Origin of the sequence: Coleofasciculus sp. A1-SPW-01, assembly GCF_040217205.1 — a bacterium.
GTDB classification, from domain to species: domain Bacteria; phylum Cyanobacteriota; class Cyanobacteriia; order Cyanobacteriales; family Coleofasciculaceae; genus Coleofasciculus; species Coleofasciculus chthonoplastes_A.
In genome coordinates this window covers 26,320-47,832 of the sequence record NZ_JAVJNP010000084.1, presented here as the reverse complement: position 1 = coordinate 47,832, position 21,513 = coordinate 26,320, and the positions used below count along the sequence as shown (strand labels likewise).

Genomic DNA, 21,513 nt, shown 5'->3' with positions numbered 1-21,513 from the left:
TTAACAACTAATTCTTATTGGAGACAACGCCATGCCAATGGATTTAATGATTGAAGACTTGATGGAGCAGCTCGTTGAAATGGGTGGCTCAGATATGCATATTCAAGCTGGGGCACCGGTCTATTTCCGCATTAGTGGCAAACTCCAACCCTTTGGGGAAGATCCCCTGAATCCCCAAGAATGTCAGAAGCTGATTTTCAGTATGCTCAATAATAGTCAACGCAAAGAATTAGAGCAGAACTGGGAATTGGATTGCTCTTATGGGGTGAAGGGATTGGCTCGCTTCCGAGTCAATGTTTATAAGGAGCGTGGCTACTACGCCGCTTGCTTGCGAGCATTGTCCTCCAAGATTCCCAACTTTGATCAGCTAGGTCTGCCTGATATTGTGCGGGAAATGAGCGAACGTCCTCGGGGATTAGTACTGGTGACCGGACCAACCGGCTCAGGAAAAACCACCACACTGGCGGCAATGATTGATTTAATTAATCGTACCCGACCTGAACATATTCTCACCGTCGAAGACCCGGTGGAATACGTTTTTCCCAACATTAAAAGCTTAGTTCACCAACGTCAAAAAGGTGAAGATACCAAAAGCTTTGCCAATGCGCTCAAAGCCGCCTTACGGGAAGACCCTGATGTGATTCTGGTCGGCGAGATGCGGGACTTGGAAACCATTTCACTGGCGATTTCAGCCGCAGAAACAGGTCACTTGGTCATGGGAACCTTGCACACCAGTTCCGCCTCTCAAACCGTGAACCGGATGCTGGACGTATTTCCTCCTGAACAACAAGCTCAAGTCCAAGCTCAACTATCCAACTCCTTGGTCGCCGTCTTCAGTCAAACCTTGGTACCCAAGAAAAACCCGAAACCTGGTGAGTTTGGTCGGGCAATGGCACAGGAAATTATGATTGTTACTCCAGCTATCTCTAACCTAATCCGGGAAGGCAAAGTGTCTCAAATGTATTCCGCTATCCAAACCGGAATGAAAATGGGCATGATCACCATGGAACAGACATTGGCAAATTTAGTCAAACAAGGAACGATTTCCTTTGAAACAGCCGTGTCCAAGAGTTCTAAGCCCGACGAATTGCAGCGTATTCTCGGCGGTGCTGCTGGAATGGCTGGTGCTGGCGCCAAAGGCGGCAAAGTTGGTGCTAAGACTCGCTAAGTTATCAGGGTTAGTTCTCTCGTGAACTGGAAAAAATATCACCGGACAACTAACCCTTTCCTTCAATCCTTTTTTCATTCAGACGCAAGCTATGCCTACCTTTATTGCTGAGGTTCGGGATTCCAAAGGAAATGCCAAAAAAGAGAAAGTTAAAGCTCTTTCTACGGATCAAGCCCGTGCCCACTTTCAAAATCAATATTCCAGTGTTGGCAGTATTCAGAAAGCGTTTAGCCTGGAAGACCTAAATTTAGACGCACTCCAGGAAAAAATGACGAGCGTCAGTGTCAAAGACCGAGCCGTTTTTTCCCGGCAATTTGCGGTAATGGTTAATGCTGGGGTCGCCATCGTGCGCTGTCTGGGTATCTTATCGGAACAATGTGCTAATCCCAAGCTGAAAAAATCCCTAACGGCAATCAGTAGTGAAGTTCAGCAGGGAACCAGTCTCTCAGATGCCATGCGTGAACATCCCGCCTGTTTTGACCAACTCTATGTCAGTATGGTGCAAGCGGGGGAGGTTGGGGGTGTCCTAGATGAAGTTCTCAACCGATTAGCCAAGCTGCTGGAAGATATGGCGCGGCTGCAAAACCAGATTAAGTCGGCAATGACTTATCCTCTGGTGGTTGGTGGCTTTGCTGTACTGGTGTTTTTGGGAATGACCATTTTTCTCATCCCCATCTTTGCCGGGATTTTTGAAGAAATCGGCGGCACATTACCAGCCCTGACTGCCTTTATGCTCTGGTTGAGTGGTGTTCTCAGAAGCTGGTACGCTCTGATTCCAGTTGGGGTGATCATCGTTACCACAGTTGCCATCAAGCAGTACTACAAAACCCCACCCGGTCGCCTGCAAATCGATGCACTCCTATTGAAAGTACCTCTGTTTGGTGAACTGAATGAAAAATCATCAGTCGCCCGGTTTTGCCGCGTCTTCGGTACGTTGACTCGTTCCGGAGTTCCCATTCTTAATGCCTTAGACATTGTTCGGGATACCTCAGGAAACCAAGTGATTGCTAACGCGGTGGAAGCTACCAAGCAGGAAATTCAGCAAGGGGGTTTGATCAGTGTTGCCATGCAAAATGAGCAAGTTTTCCCCGGTCTAGCTATTCAGATGATTAGTGTTGGTGAAGAAACTGGGGAATTGGATTCAATGCTGATGAAGGTTGCCGATTTCTATGAAGATGAAGTTGAGCAAACGGTAAAAGCATTGACCAGTATTTTAGAGCCTGTGATGATTATTGTTATCGGGGGAATGGTTGGTACAATTCTGGTCTCTATGTATCTGCCCATGTTTAAAGTGTTTGAAACGTTGGGTTAAATTGGACAGCATTTCCAGGATATGGCGCGTCCATTCCTACAACCGTTTGATGGTAGAGGATTTGCCGTGTTGATTCAGCTACTCGTACAGCATGACGGAAAAAAACTTATCCTTCACGCATTACTGAAACGCTGATAAGGAAAGCATTTTGAAGGCGTGCATTCCTAGGGAACGGTACTAACAACCTGAGCAACCTCTACTGATTTTCCACTATGGTTCGTGAATAGTATTTAAACTAGTCCATAAGACGTTAGTAAATCGCTACTTATTTAAAAATGCCAGTTAAGCCATCTAATTACGAAACAAGTTTAGCCGAATATAGCCACCATGAGGGGGCGTTGGCGCTTCTGAAGCAGCATCGACCTTACTTGGAAATGATTCCGAGTATGCGCCGCCCCTCAGAAAGTGTGATCACGATTCCTTTACCTATTGTGCGCCTGCGCCATCTCCAATCCTCAACAGGACATTCTAATCTAAACAGCTTGAATGGAACGGTTGGCTTACCTTGCGATGTTGCCATGTTAATGTGTGACCCAGAATGGAAAATAAAAATGGGGGTGGAAATTATCATTTTCATTCATCGCCCCCATGAGGATTTTTCTCATTTATTGGGTCGCTGGCGTCAGACGCAAGTGTTGCTAGACAAAGATTATGAATGGTTAATGCCCCCCCGCCATCAACATGTTCTCAGTGAAGGCGTTGACCGGATTTATCCCTTATTTGTGATTTTCCCAGACACACCTCAACGGATTCAACAGGGGTTATCGGGTGCTTGTTTACCGTTTGTTATGCAAAGTCCAGATTATGTGACGGAAGAGGAAAAATCAGAAAGCTTCTCTACTGAACGTCCACCTGCTTAGTAGAGACGTAGCATGCTACGTCTCTACATTCGGTCTTCCCCAATCCCCAATCACCATAGACTATCGAACAAAGTGGGGCATCACTTCAGCCGCTGTAAATAAACCGTAAAGACCTCGTTGATGTAATGATATCCCTGCTTTGAGATAGCCAAAGGCTGGACCACAGACATTAGCCGCCATACTGGTTTCATCACCAAGAGTAAAGGTGTGGGTTGAGGTTTTGCCTTCAAAGGTGCGTCCGGTTACCTGAACATTTGTACTTAAGGGTTTTTTGGGATTACGGGTATCAACAACGCCCCCGACAGTGACGCGATCGCGAGAGCATATCCCAGCTAATTCCAACATGATATCATCAGCGTGTTCCATATTCTCTAAGGTGAGAATACCATTGGTTTGATCCAGAAGCGCTTCTACATCCGCATCACTCATCTGACGTGCCTGTTCTACATCGTAGCCGGGAAGGTGGGCAATATCTTCTCGAATCGTGGCGCGATAGGCTTCCCAATTGGCAATACCGACACCAAAGGTAATTTTAACGCTGTGTATTTCAGCATAGCTTTGAGCCGCGATCGCTGCCGCAGCGGTTAAGAGTCCTGGTGTGGCACCACATCCCGCCATGTAGGTGATTCCGGCGGCTTGGAGTTCATCTTTCATCGCGAGTAACTGTTCCACCGCACTGGTGCGCTTCAGGGCGTCTACCAGTACCCCCCGCCACCCTGATTGGATAAACTGGCGGGCGACTGATGCCATAAACGTATTCGGCAAATTAGGTAGGGCAAGGAAATAGCCATCCACTGCCGCATTTTCGATTAAATCAGCAATCGTGTTATTGCTGAGAGTGCCTGCGGGTTCGAGATACCCCAGTGACCCTTGATTATGATACGTTGCGATCGCGCGATCGGGATCTAACCCAATAGCATCATAAGCCCAGCCTTGTTTATCAGCAGCCGCGACCCAATTCATATCCCGTTTACCAGCCAGCACTCTAGCCGCCGCTTGTCCTAATCCGCCAAAGCCTAAAATACCGACTCGAACAGGTTTGTTTTCCGTAGAATTCATCGAATTCGTCTTATGCATCTCACTCATAGCGGTAAACCTTAAATCAAACAAACTTCCATTATCTCCCCCATCTTCCCTGTGCCTCATCCCCATGTATATTTTTGTTAAGAACGCGATTTGGGCAATCCTGCCGCTTGACTGGGAGAGCAAGATACGCGAAACTTAACAAAAGATTAGTGTAAGATACTAATCAAGTATTAATTTCTGTTAAGGTTTAATTCGCTATGATGCGAATAATAACGAGAGACTGCTCAACTGGCGAGATAGCTGGTTGTGTACACTCAGAGGCTGTCGCTTAATTGGTGTTACAGCCCAGAACTGGAGGACTGACCCAACCGTTAACAAACTGATGGAAACCTTAGAATTTGTCATTTATCCAGATGGTCGAGTGCAAGAGAAAGTCACGGGTATCGTTGGCGCCTCTTGTGCGGAGGTGACTGCTGCCATTGAAGCTCAGTTAGGGCAAGTCGTCTCGATGGAGCAAACATCGGAATACTTTACCCAACCGACTCAGCAGTCGGCAACAGCAACCGCTCAAGCGACCTATAGCTCTTGGTAAGTTTTTTTGTTCAATTAGCTTTCTTTAACCAAAATGTCTCATTTCAGCAACATAAAAACTCAAATCCGCAACCTGACCTCTTTACAATCGGCGTTAACAGACCTGGGTGTCGATTGGAAAACAGGTCCTAGTCAAGTGCGTGGGTATCAAGGTCAAACCAGAACCGCCGAAGTGGTTATCGAACAAGAGAATAACTACGATGTTGGTTTTGCTTGGAATGGTAAAGAATACGAGCTAGTTGCTGACCTCCAATACTGGCAACAGCCGTTATCCGTAGAGGGTTTCCTCAACCGCATCACCCAGCGGTATGCGTTTCATACGGTAATGAATGAAACTGCCAAGCAAGGGTTTCAAGTTGCCCAACACGAAAATAATCAAGACGGTTCAATCCGTTTAGTTGTCCAACGCTGGAGTGCGTAATGTCTGATTTCTCCCCTACACCAGAGCGTTCAGGGTTAGAACCCGAACTCGGCGGCGTCTTCCGAGATGCACCAGAGCGTTCAGGTTTAGAACCCGAACTCGGTGGTGAGCTGCGGCAGAAAGGTGTTTACGTCGATGAAATCACCTGTATTGGCTGTAAGCATTGTGCCCATACAGCTCACAATACATTTTACATCGAGCCAGATCATGGGCGAGCGCGTGCCTTTCGCCAAGATGGTGACCCAGAAGATTTAATCCAAGAAGCAATTGATACCTGTCCCGTTAATTGCATCAACTGGGTAGACTACACCGAACTCAAGCAACTAGAAGACGAGCGACAGTTTCAGGTTATTCCCGTGGCTGGATTTCCGATTGAGTCGGCTGTCGTGGCGACCAAAATGCGTCGCAAGAAAGCCCTTAAACAGTATAAGTCAAAAACACGCCCAAAACAATAGGCGGTTTGTTATTACGTCTTTGGTCTATAAATCCTCGATGGTTATTGCCATTGAGGTTTTTTATTATGTTTGTAGGGGCGCACGGCGTGCGCCCATCGGCAACAGCGTGCGTCCATCGGCAATAATTTTAGCCTATCGTTAGCCCAGTGTATATAACAGGATTTACACACAAACGCCATTTATGGTAGGGACACGGCATTGCCGTGTCCCTACAGGTAGTGCCTGTGCTTATATAAGTAATACATAGTTCACAAGGCGCACACCTTGCAGGGCGCACGTCGGTGCGCCCCTACGGTACGGGTTAATTGGGAACTGGAAATAATCTACACCTCCCCCTTATTGAAGCGGATGATTTTCGTTGAGCAGTTTTTCGATTCTCGCTTCATCGACTCTAGAGATAATGCGTTTCGACTCATGAATATCGCGGGTGGTTTTGGAGAGGCTTATGGTTGAGCCAACGGAGAAGACTAACCCCATTCCCATAAAGCCTTTTGTCCAGCTATCGACGGGTAGATATAAAATCCCGATACTCATAGCTGAGACAGAAATAATAAAAGAAGCCCAGGCTTGAAATACCCAAGCATTACTGTGGATTTGGTTGTTAAATGGTGATTCCATAGTCCCTTTCTTCATCAAACGTTGGTTAATTCAATTTACTCAAGGATAGGAATTACTTTTCTGATAACTTATGGGCAACGGGACAGTTTTTGGAGTTGCACAGGAATTGTATGACCCAAAGACTCGGAAAATCGTATCGACGATTCGTCTATTGTTGTGCCAGTTGAGAAATTGTTTAATTGTTCGCCATTTGTCCCTGGTAGGGGCGACCCGCCGCATTCAATTAACACCATCCAACCCTGAATGTAATCGGGTCGCCCTCCGCCGGGTATGGGGAATAATCGGACATCGCATCCATAAAAACAATGGTAGGGGCGACCCGCCGCATTTAATTAACACCATCCAACCTTTAATGTAATCGGGTCGCCCTCCGTCAGGTATGGGGAATAATCTGACACAACATTTAGACAAGGGCGAGTCGATACAGGTTAATTCTTACACCGAAAATTGATGCAGCGACTCGCCCCTACAGCCATGATAATCCCAATAATCCTGACAATCACGAGGCTAAACCCTAAACCTTTGGTGTTCTCGTAACCCGCCAGATTTAATTAACATTACCTAACCCTTATTTTATTGGGTTGCCCGGTATAAGATATGGGGAATAATCAGGAATCAGATACCTTGAAACCCTGGTAGGGGCGACCCGCCGGATTCAATTAACATCACCAAACCCTTATTTTATGGGGTTGCCCGGTATAAGATATGGGGAATAATCAGGAATCAGATACATTGAAACCCTGGTAGGGGCGACCCGCCGCATTCAATTAACACCACCCAACCCTTATTTTATTGGGTTGTCCGGTATAAGATATAGGGAAGAATCAGGAATCAGATACATTGAAACCCTGGTAGGGGCGACCCGCCGCATTCAATTAACATCACCCAACCTTTAATGGTATCGGGTCGCCCTCCGTCAGGTATCAGGAATGCAACACCTTGTCCATAAAAACAATGGTAGGGGCGACCCGCCGGATTAAATTAACACCACCTAACCCTTAATGGTATCGGGTCGCCCTCCGTCAGGTATCAGGAATGCGACACCTTGTCCATAAAAACAATGGTAGGGGCGACCCGCCGGATTAAATTAACACCACCTAACCCTTAATGGTATCGGGTCGCCCTCCGTCAGGTATCGGGAATTATCCAACACCTTGTCCATAAAAACAATGGTAGGGGCGACCCGCCGGATTAAATTAACACCACCTAACCTTTAATGGTATCGGGTCGCCCTCCGCCCGATATCGATGTGACACCGAATTGAGACAAGGGCGAGTCGATATAGGTTAATTCTCACACCGAACATTGATGCAGCGACTCGCCCCTACAACGGTGATAATTATAACAATCCCAATAATCCTGACAATGGATTCCATCGAAAATAAATATTGTGTGTTCTAATCCCACCCAACCTTCAAGGATTTATCATTATTTCTATATAAATAATAAAATCCTTTAAAATGACCACACTTAGTTTTTCAGATGACAAAAAATTCTCCACCGGGGATGGTTCAAGTGCCGTTGGTATCGGAGACTATAACGGCGATGGACATCTGGACTTAGCTGTTGTTAACCGTCTTGCCAACAATGTTGCCATTCTCTTAGGCGATGGTACTGGAAACTTTGGAGTCGCCCTGTCATTGAACGTAGGAACTCAACCTTTCGATGTCGCTGTAGCGGACTTTAACGCCGATGGCAACTTGGACTTGGCAGTGACTAACCACAACTCGAACAACGTCTCGGTACTGTTGGGGAATGGGACTGGGGGGTTTAGTGTGGCGACGAACTTTGCCGTGGGGACTAAACCCTATCAAATTGCTGTAGCTGACTTCAATGGGGATGGTAAACCTGACTTAGCGGTAGCAAACCAAGACTCTCACAACGTCTCTATATTGTTGGGGAATGGGTCAGGTGGCTTTAGCAGTGCCACCAATTTTGCCGCAGGGGGAACGAATCTCACAACGATTATCGCTGCCGATTTTAATGCTGATGGAAACCAGGATGTCGCGGTCAGACTTTGGCACGAGAACAAAGTTGCTGTTTTACTTGGCAATGGAACAGGTGGTTTAAGCAGTCCGACCAAGTTTGCTACAGGAACGAATCCTCATGGTCTAGCAGTAGAAGATTTTAACCAGGATGGCAAACTTGACCTAGCGGTAGCCAACCACGGTTCTAACAACGTCTCGGTGCTATTGGGAAATGGGTTAGGCGAGTTTGGTGCTGCCACCAACTTTGCGGTAGGGACTAATCCTTCTTGGAAAATTAGCGCTGCTGACTTCAATGGTGATGGAAATCCGGATATCGCTGTACCCAATCACACCTCTGACAACGTTTCAATACTATTAGGCAATGGTAGTGGTAACTTCAGTAATGCTACCCACTTCGGGGTAGGAGATAATCCTTATGGCATCGCTGTGGGAGATTTTAACGAAGATGGTAAACCCGATTTTGTCGTAGCTAACTATAACTCCGATAACATTTCCTTACGCCTCAATACCACTAATTTCCCGCCTGTCGCGAATAACGATAACTTCACGACTGATGAAGATACGGCTATTTCCCTGAATCTATTGGCAAATGACAGCGATTTAGACACCAACGACACTCTCACAATTAGCGCTGTCGATACCGCCAATACTCAAGGCACCGTCCAAATTAATCCAGATAACACCGTTACCTACACTCCCGCCACGGCGTTTCAATCCCTGAGTGTGGGTGAAAGTATCACTGACCAATTTACCTATACCCTGGACGATGGCAATAACCATACCGCTACCGCAATAGTTTCTGTAACGGTTAACGGCATTAACGATAATCCCATCGCTAACAACGATACCGCCACTATCGATGAAGATACAGCCACGACTATTGCCATTCTCGATAACGACAGTGATATCGAAAACGATACCGTAATAGTTTCTGGCGTTGATACCCATACGACTCTTGGTAGCGTCACCATCAACGCTGATGGAACAATAACATACAATCCGAATGCAGCGTTTCAAGACTTAGGCGCTGGGGAAACAGCAACAGATACCTTTACCTACACGATTACGGATGGAAATCAAGGCACTCATACCGCCACAGTCACCGTAACGATTACTGGGGTGAATGATGCGCCGATTCTCAGCACTATTAATAAACTGGGTAACGAAGATACGCCAATTTCTTTTAGTCAAACTGATTTTAGTAACGCTTTTAGTGACGTAGAAAGTGATAATCCTAGTCAAATCAAAATCCTGTCTCTTCCTGATGCGGGTATCTTAACCTTAAATGGCATAGCGGTTACGGCTGGACAAACGGTTACTATTGCGGATGTCAATAGTCTCAGCTTTACGCCCAATCCTAATTTTAATGGCACAACTAGCTTCGGTTGGAATGCGTCTGATGGTACAATCTTTGCGGCTGGAGACACGGTTAATATTACGGTAAATCCGGTTAATGATGCGCCTGTTGCCCAAAATGATAGCGTTACCACGGCGGCGGATACGGCGATTGGATTAAATCTGCTCAGTAATGATAGCGATGCCGATAACGATAGCCTGATTCTGGAGAGTTTAGAGACGCAAAATACCTTAGGAACGGTTAGCCAGAATGGGGATGGCACGATTACCTATACGCCTGATTCGGATTTCCAATCTTTAGCTGTAGGAGAAACTGTTACGGATACGTTTGAGTACAGTATCAGTGATGGGAATGGCGGGACAGATACAGCCAACGTCACGATAACGGTGACAGGGGTTAATGATGTGCCGATTGCCGTAGACGATAGTGCCACGACCAGTGAAAATGGGGCGATTACGCTTAATCTATTAACGAATGATAGCGATGTAGATGATAGCGATACTCTCAGTATCAGCAGTATAGATACGACTCAAACTCAGGGAAGTGTCACCTTAAATACAGATGGTACAGTTAGCTATAATCCCGGTACAGCGTTTCAGTCTTTAGTGGCTGGGGAAACGGCGACAGATACATTTAGTTACACCGTCAATGATGAGAATGGTGGAAGCGATACAGCAGTTGTGACGGTAACAGTCACCGGAATTGATGAACCGGATATTCCCGTTTCCTTTAGCGATGCCACAAATTTTGCTGTGGGAGATGAACCTCATGGACCAGGTATGGGGATAGCGGATTTCAATTTAGATGGGAACTTGGATATTGCTGTAGCAAATCTGTCTTCCAACAATGTTTCAGTCCTTTTAGGTAACGGTAATGGTGGCTTTAGTGCTGCTAACAACTTTGGTATCGCAAATAATCCTATCTCCGTTGCTGTTGGAGACTTTAATGGCGATAGTCAACCGGATTTTGCCGTAACAAGATATGGCACTAACAAAGTTTCTGTGCGCTTAGGCGATGGGGCTGGTGGATTCAGCGCGGCTAGTGAATTTACTGTGGGAACGAATGCCCGCAACGTTGCTGTGGGAGACTTTAACTCAGACAATCAATTAGACTTAGCCGTTGCCAATAGGGGTTCTAACAATATTTCAGTTCTATTAGGCAATGGGTTGGGCGGCTTTAGTGCGGCTCAAAACTTTGGGGTAGGGACGAATCCCGTAGGAATTGCCGTGGCAGATTTTAACTCAGATAGCCACTCTGACCTAGTGGTGTCAAATTGGAGTTCTAATACCATTTCTGTACTATTGGGGAATGGATTGGGTAACTTTAGTACAGCCACTAACTTTACTGTAGGCACTAATCCTGGAGCCGTGGCTATCAGAGACTTCAATGGAGATAACCAACTCGACCTGGCTGTTGCTAATAGTGGTTCCAATAATGTCTCCATTTTGTTAGGAAATGGGTCAGGGGGTTTTGGTGTGGCGACTCACTTTGCCGCAGGAACTGGAAGCCGTGAAATTACTGTTGCCGACTTTAATGCCGATGGGAAGTTAGATATCGCCACAGCCAATGTATCTGCCAATACTGTTTCAATCTTGTTAGGAAATGGGTTGGGCAATTTTAGTGAAACCATTCAATTGGACGTAGGAACTACTCCTAGAGGTATTGATATCGGAGATTTCAATAATGACAGCAAACCTGACCTCGCTGTTGCTAATTTGGGTTCCGATACTGTCTCAATTATCCTCAATACCAGTAACTTTCCTCCCATCGCCCAAAACGATACCATTACCACGGATGAAAATACGCCGCTAATTTTCAATCCCCTAACCAATGACCAAGAACCCGATGGCGACAGTCTCACGATTGACCGAATAGAAACCAATTCTACCCAAGGAATTGTCACCCTTAACCAAGATGGAACAATTACCTACAATCCCGATACCGCGTTCAACTATTTAACCACACAAGAAACAGCGACTGACACATTTGATTACGTGGTGAGTGATAGCACCGGACGCACGAATACGGCTACTGTTACCGTAACGATTACTGGAATTAATGATGCGCCTACACTCACCTCCTTTAACAAAATAGGTCAAGAAGATAGTGCGATTACCTTCACCGATACTGACTTTATCAATGCCTATAGTGACCCAGAATCCGATAACTTTACCGCCATTAAACTGCTTTCCTTACCCCAAAACGGTACATTAACCCTGAACGGTAATCCTGTTGGTGAGGGCGCAAGCGGTGAGGGCGCAAGCGGTGAGGGCGCAAGCGGTGAGGAAGCAAGCGGTGAGGGCGCAAGCCTTGAGGGCGCAAGCGGTGAGGAAGCAAGCGGTGAGGGCGCAAGCCTTGAGGGCGCAAGCCTTGCGCCCCTACAGAGTGGCTATATCTCAATTACTGACTTAAATTCCCTCACCTTTACCCCCGATGCTAACTATAACGGTAATACCAGTTTTGTCTGGAATGCTTCCGATGGCACTAACTATTCCACAGGAACAACGGTTAATTTAATCATCAATCCCGTTAATGATTCTCCTGTTGCTATTGCTGATAACGCCACGACTGAAGAAGATACTCCAGTTAGTGTTGATATCCTCAGTAATGATAGTGATATCCTGGATGGCGATACCTTATATATCGATACTTTTGATATCTTCTCCACCAACGGGGGGACAATTACTCGTGATCAACGGGGTACTCCTAATGATTCAACAGACGACTATCTTCTCTATACTCCCGCCGCTGGATTTAATGGCGAGGATAGCTTTAATTACACGATTACTGATGGACAAGATACGGATACCGCCACCGTCACTATTACCGTTAATCCAGTTAGCAACTTAACCTTATTTGGTACACCTAATAACGACACCCTCACCGGGGGAAATGGCGAGGATCTCGTATTTGGCGAAGCCGGGGATGATGAATTACACGGGGGTACAGCCAATGACTTCCTCAGTGGCGGCGATGATGATGATCAGCTTTTTGGTGATGCCGGAGATGATATGCTCATGGGAGAAGCTGGACGCGATCGCATTGAAGGGGGAGTTGGACATGATACGGTAGAAGGCGGCGACGGTAATGACCAACTATTCGGCAATTCCGGTGATGATATCCTCTTCGGTAATAGCGGGGAAGATATCATACGCGGTGATGAGGATAATGATATCCTCTATGGCGGAGACGATCGCGATCGCTTATTTGGTGATACGGGAAATGATTTTCTCCTGGGAGAAGGTGACGCGGATATCCTGGTTGGCGGAGACGGCGATGATACCCTCGATGGCGGCGCTGGCGCGGATAAAGCTTATGGGAATAATGGGGCGGATCAGTTTATTTTACGAGTTGGAGAGGGAAGCGATACTATCTTTGACTTTAACCCTGGGGAAGATACCTTAGGGTTAGCCGGAGGGTTAAGTTTTAATCAGCTTCATCTGATGGGTATGGGGAGTACCACCTTAATTCAGATGCAGCAGAGTGGGGAAGTCTTAGCCATGTTAATCGGCGTACAAGCCAATCAAGTCAGTGTAGCCGATTTCGTCGTGGTTTAGGAATTATGCGATCGCGCTAATTGTATCAAAATTGACAGACAAACCCAAACCCCTTGGTTTCCAAACCCGCCAAACCGATTTTATCGTGGTATAAGCTGTCATGCATTTAAATTGGGTATTAGCAGCGAGCAAGATGCAAAGCCTGCGGCATGGCTTCGCTTAACGCACTACAAGGATTTTGCCATTCTTGACATTAAGGTTTAAATGCCGAACAGCTTAGGAAGAATGCGATCGCGTCGATTCTATCAAAATTGCCACACCAACCCAAACCGTAGGGGTTTAGTTTCCATTCCCCCTGTCTTTAGAATAGGAGTAAACGAGTCTAAAGTTTACCCGATGGCTGTTGTTATTCCCGATGAAGTTCTGAACATTGCCCAACTCTCGGATGTAGAGATGTTACAAGAAATTGCCATTCTGCTGTTTCAGCAGGAACGCTTGACATTAGCGCAAGCCAGTCGATTGGCAAATTTGCCCCGTTTGCACTTTCAAAAGCTGCTCGCAAGTCGTCAGATTCCTGTGCATTATGATGTGCCGGAATTGGATGCTGAGGTGACAATGATGCGGGAGATGGGTTATCTTTGACTATTGTTAGTAATACCTCACCGATTACCAATTTAGCCGCGATCGCACAGCTTGATCTACTCTACCAACTCTACGGCACAATTCTGATTCCACAAGCCGTTTACGCAGAACTGACAAGGTTTAATGTACCAGGAACTTTTTTAGATGCTTTAACCAATGAAGCGGGTTTTTGGATGACTAATAATCTTTACCAACGAATTTTACAAATTGCTCAAGAATAATTGCCTACCCAAAAATACTGTAGGGGCGACTTGCCGGACATTGGTGTCAACTTAAGCTCAACCCCTCTCCCCCAGCCCCTCTCCCAACCCCCCTCGTTCCCCCCTACAAGAGGGGGGATGACTAAGGATGCTTCGCTTTTATGGCAGGGGAGAGGGGAGCAAGAGAATCCGATTCCCCTTCTCCCCACGGACCGGAGTTGGGGTTAGGGGATGAGGGGGAAATGCCGAGAAGTAGATAGACACAGCTTAAAACCTTACCAGCATTGCTTTTCTACCTTAAGTTGACACCAATGCTTGCCGCATTTAACGCTCTATAATACATCGGCAAACGCGGGACGCAATTTCTGATAACACCAAAACCCTACACCAAACACAACCCCCGAAACGCCAAACGCGACTGCCCATTCTAACCCATGTTCCACTGAACCCAGTAATACTAAATCCCGATAAACCTGAGCAATCACCGCTAGAGGATTCAACCAAAATACCCAATCCCGTAAGTGTTCTGGAATCACCGAAGCGGGATAGACAATCGGCGTCATATAAAACCAAAGATTCAAAATCACCCCTAACGTTTGGGGAATATCTCGCAAAAATACGGTTAATCCGGCTGCCAAATATCCTAACCCGGCGGTTAATAACAACTGGGTTAACCACACTAAAGGCAATAACGCTAATGTGGCATGTAATGTTCCTGAAGATATAGCCACTAACACAATCAACGCGGCTAACCCTAAGGCACTTTCAATAAATGTCGATAATACGGGAACCAGTGGTAATAGTGCCAAGGGAAACACCACCTTTTTTACCAAATTGGGTTGTCCGACTACCGAACCCGCTGATTGGGTTAACCCGCCAGTAAAGGCAATCCACGGCAATAACCCGGCAAACAACCATAAGCCAAAGGCAATATTGTTATCCGCAGGTAATCCTTTCAGACTTAGCTTCACCTTCAGGACAATGGAAAACACGTAGGTATAAATCAGCAACTGCGAGAGTTGATTGAGGAGGGGCCACAAATTCCCCAATACCGAACCCTTATACCGTGCTTCCAAATCCCGGCGAACTAATGTTCGTAGTAGGTCAAATTTAACCCACCACTGTTCGTTTATGGGCAACCAGCGTCTAATTTTACCAACTTTCCGAATTACGCCGAGCATTAATTTTAATATCTCGTATTACTTCAAACTATCCTAAACCGAATGGTACGCTGCTTAAGGCTGGTGGGCAATGCCCACCTTACGGTATATCTGAACCCCACCCTAACCCTCCCCTTATCAAGGGGAGGGAACTGGAATTCATAACTGTCTCCTCATGCCCCCAGAAAAAGGCGAAAGTTTCTGGTTAAGTGCTACAGTCCTGGCAACAGTGGCGGTAAAATACACATCTGGTGTTTCAGGAGAAGCCATAAGCCTTGCAGCAATTATTACAGATTTCTCGACTCATTGATGCCTTCAACGAATGGGTTGGTCGCCTAACCTACTGGCTAGTATTATTAATGATCGCGATCGGTACCTGGAATGTTGCCGGACGCTATATTGGCTATTTCGTCGGTCAAAACCTGAGTTCCAATGCCTTTATTGAAGGGCAATGGTATTTATTTGACTTGGTATTCCTCTTGGGTGCCGCTTACGCCCTGCGCCATGATGAACATGTGCGGGTGGATGTGTTCCATAAAAGTTGGTCACCGAAATGGAAAGCCTTGGCTGATTTAATCGGGACGCTGTTATTCTTAATTCCCTTTTGTTTAATGGTGATTTATTTCTCCTGGGGAACCATTCTCAATTCCTGGGCAATTCAGGAAATGTCGCCTGATCCGGGGGGATTACCCCGCTATCCGATCAAATCCATGATTATTGTCAGCTTTGTCCTCTTGATTCTGCAAGGGATTTCCCAAGGGATTAAAAACTGGGCAATTTTCACAGGCTATCTCACACCCCAGGAGGAACATCATGACGCTGGATTATGAATGGCTAGGTCCGCTGATGTTTGCCGGGGCGCTGGTATTTCTGTCCCTAGGCTATCCTGTGGCATTCTCTCTGGGAGGCGTTGCGATCGCGTTTGCGATTATTGGTGTGAGTTTGGGTGTCTTTGACCCCATCTTCCTCACTGCCATGCCTCAGCGCATTTTTGGCATCATGGCAAATTATACCCTATTGGCAATCCCTTATTTTATTTTCTTGGGTTCCATGCTAGAAAAATCTGGCATTGCTGAACGCCTGTTAGAAACTATGGGGATTTTGTTCGGGCGTCTGCGGGGGGGACTTGCCTTAGCTGTAGTATTAGTCGGGGCGCTATTAGCCGCAACTACTGGGGTTGTCGCTGCAACCGTAGTGGCAATGGGACTGATTTCTTTACCGATTATGTTGCGCTACGGCTATGATAAACGGTTAGCAACGGGAGTAATTGCGGCATCGGGGACATTGGGACAGATTATCCCGCCGAGTGTCGTGTTAGTTGTATTAGCGGATCAATTAGGAATTTCTGTCGGGGACTTATTTATTGGATCTCTGATTCCCGGTTTATTAATGACCACCGCTTTTGCGGTACATGTACTGATTGTGGCATGGTTAAAACCCAGCGCTGCACCTGCTTTACCCGCTGAGGTTCGCAACATTGGTGGGAAAGCATTAGGACGCCGGGTTCTGTTTGCCATGGTTCCACCGTTATTATTAATTCTGTTAGTCTTAGGCAGTATCTTTTTTGGCTTTGCCACACCAACCGAAGCTGGGGCGGTGGGGTGTGTAGGCGCGATGGTACTCGCTGCAGCTAATCGTCAGTTAAGCTGGTTATCGTTACGCCAAGCCTGTGACGCTACGCTACGAATTACCAGCATGGTGATTTTTATCCTACTGGGTTCTACGGCGTTTAGTTTAGTCTTTCGCGGGTTAAATGGCGATCAGTTTATGTTTGATATTCTCGCCAATTTACCCGGAGGTCAGATTGGCTTTCTGGCAGTGAGTATGGTAACGGTGTTTATTTTAGGCTTTTTTATTGACTTTTTTGAAATCGCCTTTATTATCGTTCCTTTATTTACTCCTGTAGCGCAATCTCTAGACGTGAATCTTGTCTGGTATGGGGTTATTTTGGGGGCGAATCTACAAACCTCCTTTCTCACACCGCCCTTTGGCTTTGCCCTCTTTTACTTACGGGGTGTCGCCCCACCGGAGGTGAAGACAACGGAGATTTACTGGGGGGTAATTCCATTTATTTTGCTTCAGGCGCTAATTGTTGTCTTAATTATCGCGTTTCCGGAGTTAGTTAGTTTTCTTCCTTCGTTGAGTCGCTAATCGCCAAATGATGATACAGCAGATTTGGTGGTTGATGAGGTACAGTATCGGTGGGGAGGGCGGGTTTTGTTTATACGTTATCGGTGAGGAGGGCGGGTTTTGTTTTTCCGTTATCGGTGGATATCTGAATTGATTCCCTAAACCCGCCCCTACAATTGTCCCTAAACCCGCCCCTACAATTGTCCCTAAACCCGCCCCTACAGTTTTCGGCTTTGTGCAGCAAGCCCTAAATAGATTTATCGGTATCTTTGATCCGCCTTTTCCTATCAATCTGATCGGTTGTGAAGGGCGAATTTTATTCAAGCCTGAACGCTTTTAAATAAAATACCTAAAATTTTATGTATATCTTTAATGTAATAATTGCTCAAGTCGATACAGATATCAGCATTCTCTAACTTTAGAAACTTCCAAATATCTCCTGTCGTTACCGCTCCATAAATCGTCTGAATATCATTTTCTTCCTGCTGATTAAATAACTGGGCTGCTAACATTGCTGCCGCACACTGTCCCAATCCACCTTTAATGTTTTCATTCTTAGCTTCTACAATAATCGCCACCGGAGCATTAATTGTCAGTTGCTCTTTAAAGCGACTGATAATAAAATCACAATACCCATTTAACCCTTTTTCCAAATCAACATTAAAATCTGAACCTGAGAATAAACTAATTTGATAATTGACTCTTCTTCTCAACTCCAATAGAATCGGTGTAATTATCATTTCTGATCGGGCTTTTTCTGTATTAATTGCCAGAGCCAGTTCAACTGTTTCCGCTAAAGTAGCGGCGAGCGATTCACTCGGCTGTAGGGGTTCTACAGTGACAAATAAATCAGATTCTTCGTCAATCCGTAAATTAAATGCTTTCTTAAATTTACTTAATGTAGTAAAGTCACTATAAGCCATTTTTAGCGCCTCAATTCGCCAAGCATTTTAAGCTGTTATGCATTTAAATATTGATATTAAGCAGTGCCTACCTACTTAAGCTTTAAATGCCGAACAGTTTATTGTTATCGCCACAGGAATCGCTCTAAGGGAACTAACCGCATGAGTTCTCGCCCTAAACGTTGATACAGGGGAATCCGTTCTGAGTAGATTTTGGCATAACCAGTCGCTCCCGGATAGAGTTTACCATCACTATTATCCACGACAATTTCCACTTGGGCGATGGGGTGGGGTTGGGAGGGTTCATGCTGGATTTGGGGCAGAATTCGTTGTACTGTTGCCGTGTATGGTCTTAGTTTAGCTTGGCGGGGACGGAAGGTAACGGGTTTGTGGTTTTCCACATATTCTAAGTCTTCTTCCTTAATGTCTACTGTGGCGGTGAGGCTGCTGAGTTCAGCAATTTCTAGGAGGAAGTCTTCGGTGGGTTTGAGTTCTTGATTTTGGCGCAAGTCTAAATCATTGGTGAGGATAACCCCGGCAATGGGAGAACGTAGGGTAAGATTTTGTTTAAGGGTTTTTAGTTCAGATAGACGGTTTTTTTAGAGTCGCGATCGCTTGTTGTTGAGTTACCATTTGGGATTCCGCCTGGGCAATCATTTCAGAGGCGTCAATGGCGGCAAATTGAGACGCGGTTTCGGTTTGTAAGTCACGGGCGGTGTCGGTTTGGTTTTGTTTGGCGGCGGCGATTTCTTGGGTTTTGGCGACTAAGTTACTTTCAATGTTGTGGAGTTCACTTTCGACTTCATCGCGGCGGTTGCGGGAAATGGCGCCTTGTTCGTAGAGTTGGTGATAGCGTTGGAGTTTTTCCTGGAGTTCGGGGATGCGTTCCTGGAGGCGTTGGCGTTGGGTGTTTAAGACTTGAATTTCGGGGGTAAGTTGTCCTTGAGTGAGGGCTTTTGCGCGTAAGCTTTCTCGACGGGTTTTTACCATCATTGCTTCGGCTATGGCTTGGACTTCTACGAGTTGGGCTTCGGCGCGGATGCGTTGTTTCTGGGCGCTGTCTAAGACTTGATGGGCTTGGACGAGTTGTTGTTCGATGGTGGCGATTTCTCGGTCTAATTCTAAACTGGATAATTGTGCCAGAATTTGTCCGGGTTGGACGGTTTGTCCGGGTTTGACGTAGATTTTTGTAATGACTCCGGCTATGGGTGTGCGGACAATGCTTCTGGCGCCTTGGCGGGTTTCGAGTTCGACGGAACCGCCGACGTCAAAGGAGGTGGGGATGAGGCTGATTAGGCTTAAGCTGGTGGCGATGGTGAGGAGGATGGCGATTTGTTTTAGGGGGAGGTGGGGTTTGCTGGTTGGGGGGGCGAGTTGTAGGGGTTGGGAGGGGTTCATGGGGGTTAGGGGTTGGGGTTGGGGCTTTTTTTGAAACGCAGAGGTTCGCAGAGGGAAGCGCAGAGGTTCGCAGAGGGGTTTAGGGGAGGGATTTTTTGGTTTGTTTTTCTTGTCTGTGTGTACCTCGGTTGGTTTTTGGGGGAAGTAGTAGTAAATTGCCCAAAGGGTGAGTAGGGTAATTGTCCAGAAGGGGATGTTGGTTAATGTCCAATTTGTGATTAGGGTGAAGATGCTACTGAAGACGAAGAGGATATAGAGGAGGCTGAAGGGGGCGTAAGTGGCGAGGATTAGGCGATTGTGGCGGGGTTCGCGGTTGGGGTGTCGGCGTAGTAGGTTTCCGTAGAATTGGAAGGAACGAGTGCGGAGGTTGTTGATTCCGGTGAGGGCGACGGCGAGATAGTAGCCGTCAAATTTGGCGAGGGGATTGAGGTTGAGGGCGATGGTAAAGAGTGCGGCTACCATGAGGAGATAGCTGGCGGTGGCTAACCAATTGGCTGAGGATTGCCATAACCAAAAGGCGGTGGCGGCGATAATTAGTTGACAAATAATACCTGCGCCGACGACTAAGATTCGTTTAAATCGCGAGAGACAATAGGAGTCTGTGGTATTGGTATAAGCGGCTGGCATTAGAAACATGAAGAGTAGCCCGAATTCGGGGACAATGCCGTTGTAATGTTTCAGGGTAAAGGCGTGTCCAAGTTCGTGTAGGGTGACAACTAACATGGCGAGTAGGGCAAAGGGGAATAGTAGAGAAATGCCCTGATTTGCGACTAATTGTTGTCCGGTAAGGAGAATTTCGGGACGTTGGGATAAACCAATGAAGAGTGAAAAGGCTAAAAAAAAGCACAGGATGAGACCAATTGAACGAGTCCAAATCCAGTGCAGTTTAGTGATATGTCGAGTTAACCAAGTGTCGGGATTAAAGAGGGGAACTTTGAAAAAGAGGAGTTGTAGGGGGGTGAATTTTCGTTTGGCAGGTTTGGCGGGTTGGGTTCCAGTTAACATCCCGGTGGCGGTGAGGAGTTGTAGCAGATAGCGGAGTTGATTGAGGGTGAGGTTATTGTGTTTGGCGATATCGGCGGGGGGATGTTTTCCGAGTTGGTCGATGGCGGCTTTACTGTGAGAATCAACTTGGAGAAAGGTGACATCTTCGGGATTGCGTAGTATCCAGTAGCCATCGGAGTGGGGAATCCATTGAACGCAGGATTTGAGTTGAAGTTTGAGGGGATTGGCGGGGTGAGAATTTGGCTGTTGTTCTGTGTTGTCGGTGTCTACTATCTGATTATCTAGCTGTGGCTGAGAATGGTTGGGGTTGGGAATTTCTCTGCCATTGTTTATGTTTTGCCCTCTGTCGGCTGCAACGGGTGGGTTGGGTGGAATGGATTCATCGGATGTGAGAATGCCAATGGTAATCAGTTTTTGCCATAAATCCAGGATAAAATTTGGGGAAATGGCTGAACCATATTGTTTCTGACATTGCTGTTGAAGTTGAGTAACCGTGAAATTTCCGGTGAAATGGCTGAGGGCGTAAACCTCGGCTGGAGATAGGGGAAAATAACGATTATCGTGGCGCGATCGCAGAGTATACTGTTTGGATGACGCCTGTTGGCTGAGTTGCCAGTGGGGACTGATGTCTGGACATATCCAGTCGGGTTGTTCCTTGGCTGTGAGTTCGTTTCCAACCTGCATGATGTTTGTAGTAGATGCCTATTTGTAGGGTAAACGGAACTGTTAAGGGAAATCAATCATTTTTTCATCCCTTTATCAAATCTTTAAGCAGAGACTTAC

The 21,513-nt window shown here is 46.4% G+C and carries 15 protein-coding genes and 2 pseudogenes; 11 read left to right on the top strand and 6 right to left on the bottom strand.

Annotated features, from left to right (window positions below):
- The first annotated feature begins 37 nt into the window (after positions 1-37).
- The 3 genes from RH949_RS12910 (at position 38) to RH949_RS12900 (ending at position 3,340) form a co-directional block, all read left to right on the top strand.
- On the top strand, positions 38-1,168 hold the full coding sequence (locus RH949_RS12910; protein WP_446353602.1) for a type IV pilus twitching motility protein PilT: 1,131 nt from the start codon (positions 38-40) through the stop codon (positions 1,166-1,168).
- Between the two features lie 91 nt (positions 1,169-1,259).
- Entirely contained in the window at positions 1,260-2,480 is a 1,221-nt protein-coding gene (locus tag RH949_RS12905; protein ID WP_446353588.1) for a type II secretion system F family protein, read from the top strand.
- Between the two features lie 275 nt (positions 2,481-2,755).
- Entirely contained in the window at positions 2,756-3,340 is a 585-nt protein-coding gene (locus RH949_RS12900; RefSeq protein ID WP_006103074.1) for a hypothetical protein, read from the top strand.
- A 60-nt stretch (positions 3,341-3,400) separates the two neighbouring features.
- Here RH949_RS12900 and bioU read toward each other — a convergent pair whose 3' ends face one another.
- A complete protein-coding gene (bioU, locus tag RH949_RS12895) occupies positions 3,401-4,417 on the bottom strand; it encodes a (S)-8-amino-7-oxononanoate synthase BioU (protein WP_446353600.1) in 1,017 nt (338 codons plus the stop codon).
- A gap of 331 nt (positions 4,418-4,748) precedes the next feature.
- Here bioU and RH949_RS12890 point away from each other — a divergent pair, with 331 nt between their 5' ends.
- From RH949_RS12890 to RH949_RS12880, 3 genes are read left to right on the top strand one after another with little or no spacing between them, the layout of a single operon-like run.
- Complete coding sequence (locus RH949_RS12890) at positions 4,749-4,958, top strand: DUF2997 domain-containing protein (RefSeq protein WP_006102996.1); 210 nt, start codon at positions 4,749-4,751, stop codon at positions 4,956-4,958.
- Between the two features lie 33 nt (positions 4,959-4,991).
- The gene (locus tag RH949_RS12885; protein WP_446353586.1) at positions 4,992-5,378 is read left to right on the top strand and encodes a DUF1257 domain-containing protein; all 387 of its coding nucleotides are present in this window, start codon (positions 4,992-4,994) and stop codon (positions 5,376-5,378) included.
- Positions 5,378-5,833 carry a ferredoxin gene (locus RH949_RS12880; RefSeq protein WP_006102958.1) on the top strand — a complete coding sequence of 152 codons (456 nt, stop codon included), beginning with the start codon at positions 5,378-5,380 and terminating at the stop codon, positions 5,831-5,833. Before RH949_RS12885 ends, RH949_RS12880 begins: the two co-directional genes overlap by 1 nt.
- 336 nt (positions 5,834-6,169) lie before the next feature.
- Here RH949_RS12880 and RH949_RS12875 read toward each other — a convergent pair whose 3' ends face one another.
- Entirely contained in the window at positions 6,170-6,451 is a 282-nt protein-coding gene (locus RH949_RS12875; RefSeq protein ID WP_006102895.1) for a YiaA/YiaB family inner membrane protein, read from the bottom strand.
- A gap of 1,460 nt (positions 6,452-7,911) precedes the next feature.
- Here RH949_RS12875 and RH949_RS12870 point away from each other — a divergent pair.
- The 3 genes and pseudogenes from RH949_RS12870 to RH949_RS12860 form a co-directional block, all read left to right on the top strand.
- Complete coding sequence (locus tag RH949_RS12870; protein WP_446353583.1) at positions 7,912-13,353, top strand: Ig-like domain-containing protein; 5,442 nt, start codon at positions 7,912-7,914, stop codon at positions 13,351-13,353.
- Positions 13,354-13,689: 336 nt separating this feature from the next.
- A complete protein-coding gene (locus RH949_RS12865) occupies positions 13,690-13,935 on the top strand; it encodes a UPF0175 family protein (protein WP_446353598.1) in 246 nt (81 codons plus the stop codon).
- Positions 13,932-14,072, top strand: a pseudogene (locus RH949_RS12860) (DUF3368 domain-containing protein); the annotation flags it as partial. The gene RH949_RS12865 and the pseudogene RH949_RS12860, both read left to right, overlap by 4 nt.
- A 395-nt stretch (positions 14,073-14,467) precedes the next feature.
- Here RH949_RS12860 and RH949_RS12855 read toward each other — a convergent pair.
- Positions 14,468-15,316 (bottom strand): ABC transporter permease, encoded by an 849-nt coding sequence (locus RH949_RS12855; protein WP_446353581.1) that lies wholly within the window; start codon positions 15,314-15,316, stop codon positions 14,468-14,470.
- Between the two features lie 254 nt (positions 15,317-15,570).
- Here RH949_RS12855 and RH949_RS12850 point away from each other — a divergent pair, with 254 nt between their 5' ends.
- Together RH949_RS12850 and RH949_RS12845 are read left to right on the top strand one after the other, a co-directional pair.
- Complete coding sequence (locus RH949_RS12850) at positions 15,571-16,125, top strand: TRAP transporter small permease subunit (protein ID WP_446353579.1); 555 nt, start codon at positions 15,571-15,573, stop codon at positions 16,123-16,125.
- Positions 16,109-17,446 carry a TRAP transporter large permease gene (locus tag RH949_RS12845; protein WP_446353577.1) on the top strand — a complete coding sequence of 446 codons (1,338 nt, stop codon included), beginning with the start codon at positions 16,109-16,111 and terminating at the stop codon, positions 17,444-17,446. Before RH949_RS12850 ends, RH949_RS12845 begins: the two co-directional genes overlap by 17 nt.
- A gap of 299 nt (positions 17,447-17,745) precedes the next feature.
- Here RH949_RS12845 and RH949_RS12840 read toward each other — a convergent pair whose 3' ends face one another.
- The 3 genes and pseudogenes from RH949_RS12840 to RH949_RS12830 form a co-directional block, all read right to left on the bottom strand.
- The gene (locus tag RH949_RS12840) at positions 17,746-18,348 is read right to left on the bottom strand and encodes a hypothetical protein (RefSeq protein ID WP_446353575.1); all 603 of its coding nucleotides are present in this window, start codon (positions 18,346-18,348) and stop codon (positions 17,746-17,748) included.
- A 104-nt stretch (positions 18,349-18,452) separates the two neighbouring features.
- Positions 18,453-18,872: pseudogene (locus tag RH949_RS12835) on the bottom strand (efflux RND transporter periplasmic adaptor subunit); the annotation flags it as partial.
- 37 nt (positions 18,873-18,909) lie between these two features.
- Entirely contained in the window at positions 18,910-21,414 is a 2,505-nt protein-coding gene (locus tag RH949_RS12830; protein WP_446353573.1) for a biotin/lipoyl-binding protein, read from the bottom strand.
- Positions 21,415-21,513: the final 99 nt, after the last annotated feature.

Coding starts and splice junctions, on each gene's coding strand:
- RH949_RS12910 (WP_446353602.1), top strand. CDS start 38: ATGGATTTAATGATTGAAGACTTGATGGAGCAGCTCGTTGAAATGGGT.
- RH949_RS12905 (WP_446353588.1), top strand. CDS start 1,260: ATGCCTACCTTTATTGCTGAGGTTCGGGATTCCAAAGGAAATGCCAAA.
- RH949_RS12900 (WP_006103074.1), top strand. CDS start 2,756: ATGCCAGTTAAGCCATCTAATTACGAAACAAGTTTAGCCGAATATAGC.
- bioU (WP_446353600.1), bottom strand. CDS start 4,417: ATGCATAAGACGAATTCGATGAATTCTACGGAAAACAAACCTGTTCGA.
- RH949_RS12890 (WP_006102996.1), top strand. CDS start 4,749: ATGGAAACCTTAGAATTTGTCATTTATCCAGATGGTCGAGTGCAAGAG.
- RH949_RS12885 (WP_446353586.1), top strand. CDS start 4,992: ATGTCTCATTTCAGCAACATAAAAACTCAAATCCGCAACCTGACCTCT.
- RH949_RS12880 (WP_006102958.1), top strand. CDS start 5,378: ATGTCTGATTTCTCCCCTACACCAGAGCGTTCAGGGTTAGAACCCGAA.
- RH949_RS12875 (WP_006102895.1), bottom strand. CDS start 6,451: ATGGAATCACCATTTAACAACCAAATCCACAGTAATGCTTGGGTATTT.
- RH949_RS12870 (WP_446353583.1), top strand. CDS start 7,912: ATGACCACACTTAGTTTTTCAGATGACAAAAAATTCTCCACCGGGGAT.
- RH949_RS12865 (WP_446353598.1), top strand. CDS start 13,690: ATGGCTGTTGTTATTCCCGATGAAGTTCTGAACATTGCCCAACTCTCG.
- RH949_RS12855 (WP_446353581.1), bottom strand. CDS start 15,316: ATGCTCGGCGTAATTCGGAAAGTTGGTAAAATTAGACGCTGGTTGCCC.
- RH949_RS12845 (WP_446353577.1), top strand. CDS start 16,109: ATGACGCTGGATTATGAATGGCTAGGTCCGCTGATGTTTGCCGGGGCG.
- RH949_RS12840 (WP_446353575.1), bottom strand. CDS start 18,348: ATGGCTTATAGTGACTTTACTACATTAAGTAAATTTAAGAAAGCATTT.
- RH949_RS12830 (WP_446353573.1), bottom strand. CDS start 21,414: ATGCAGGTTGGAAACGAACTCACAGCCAAGGAACAACCCGACTGGATA.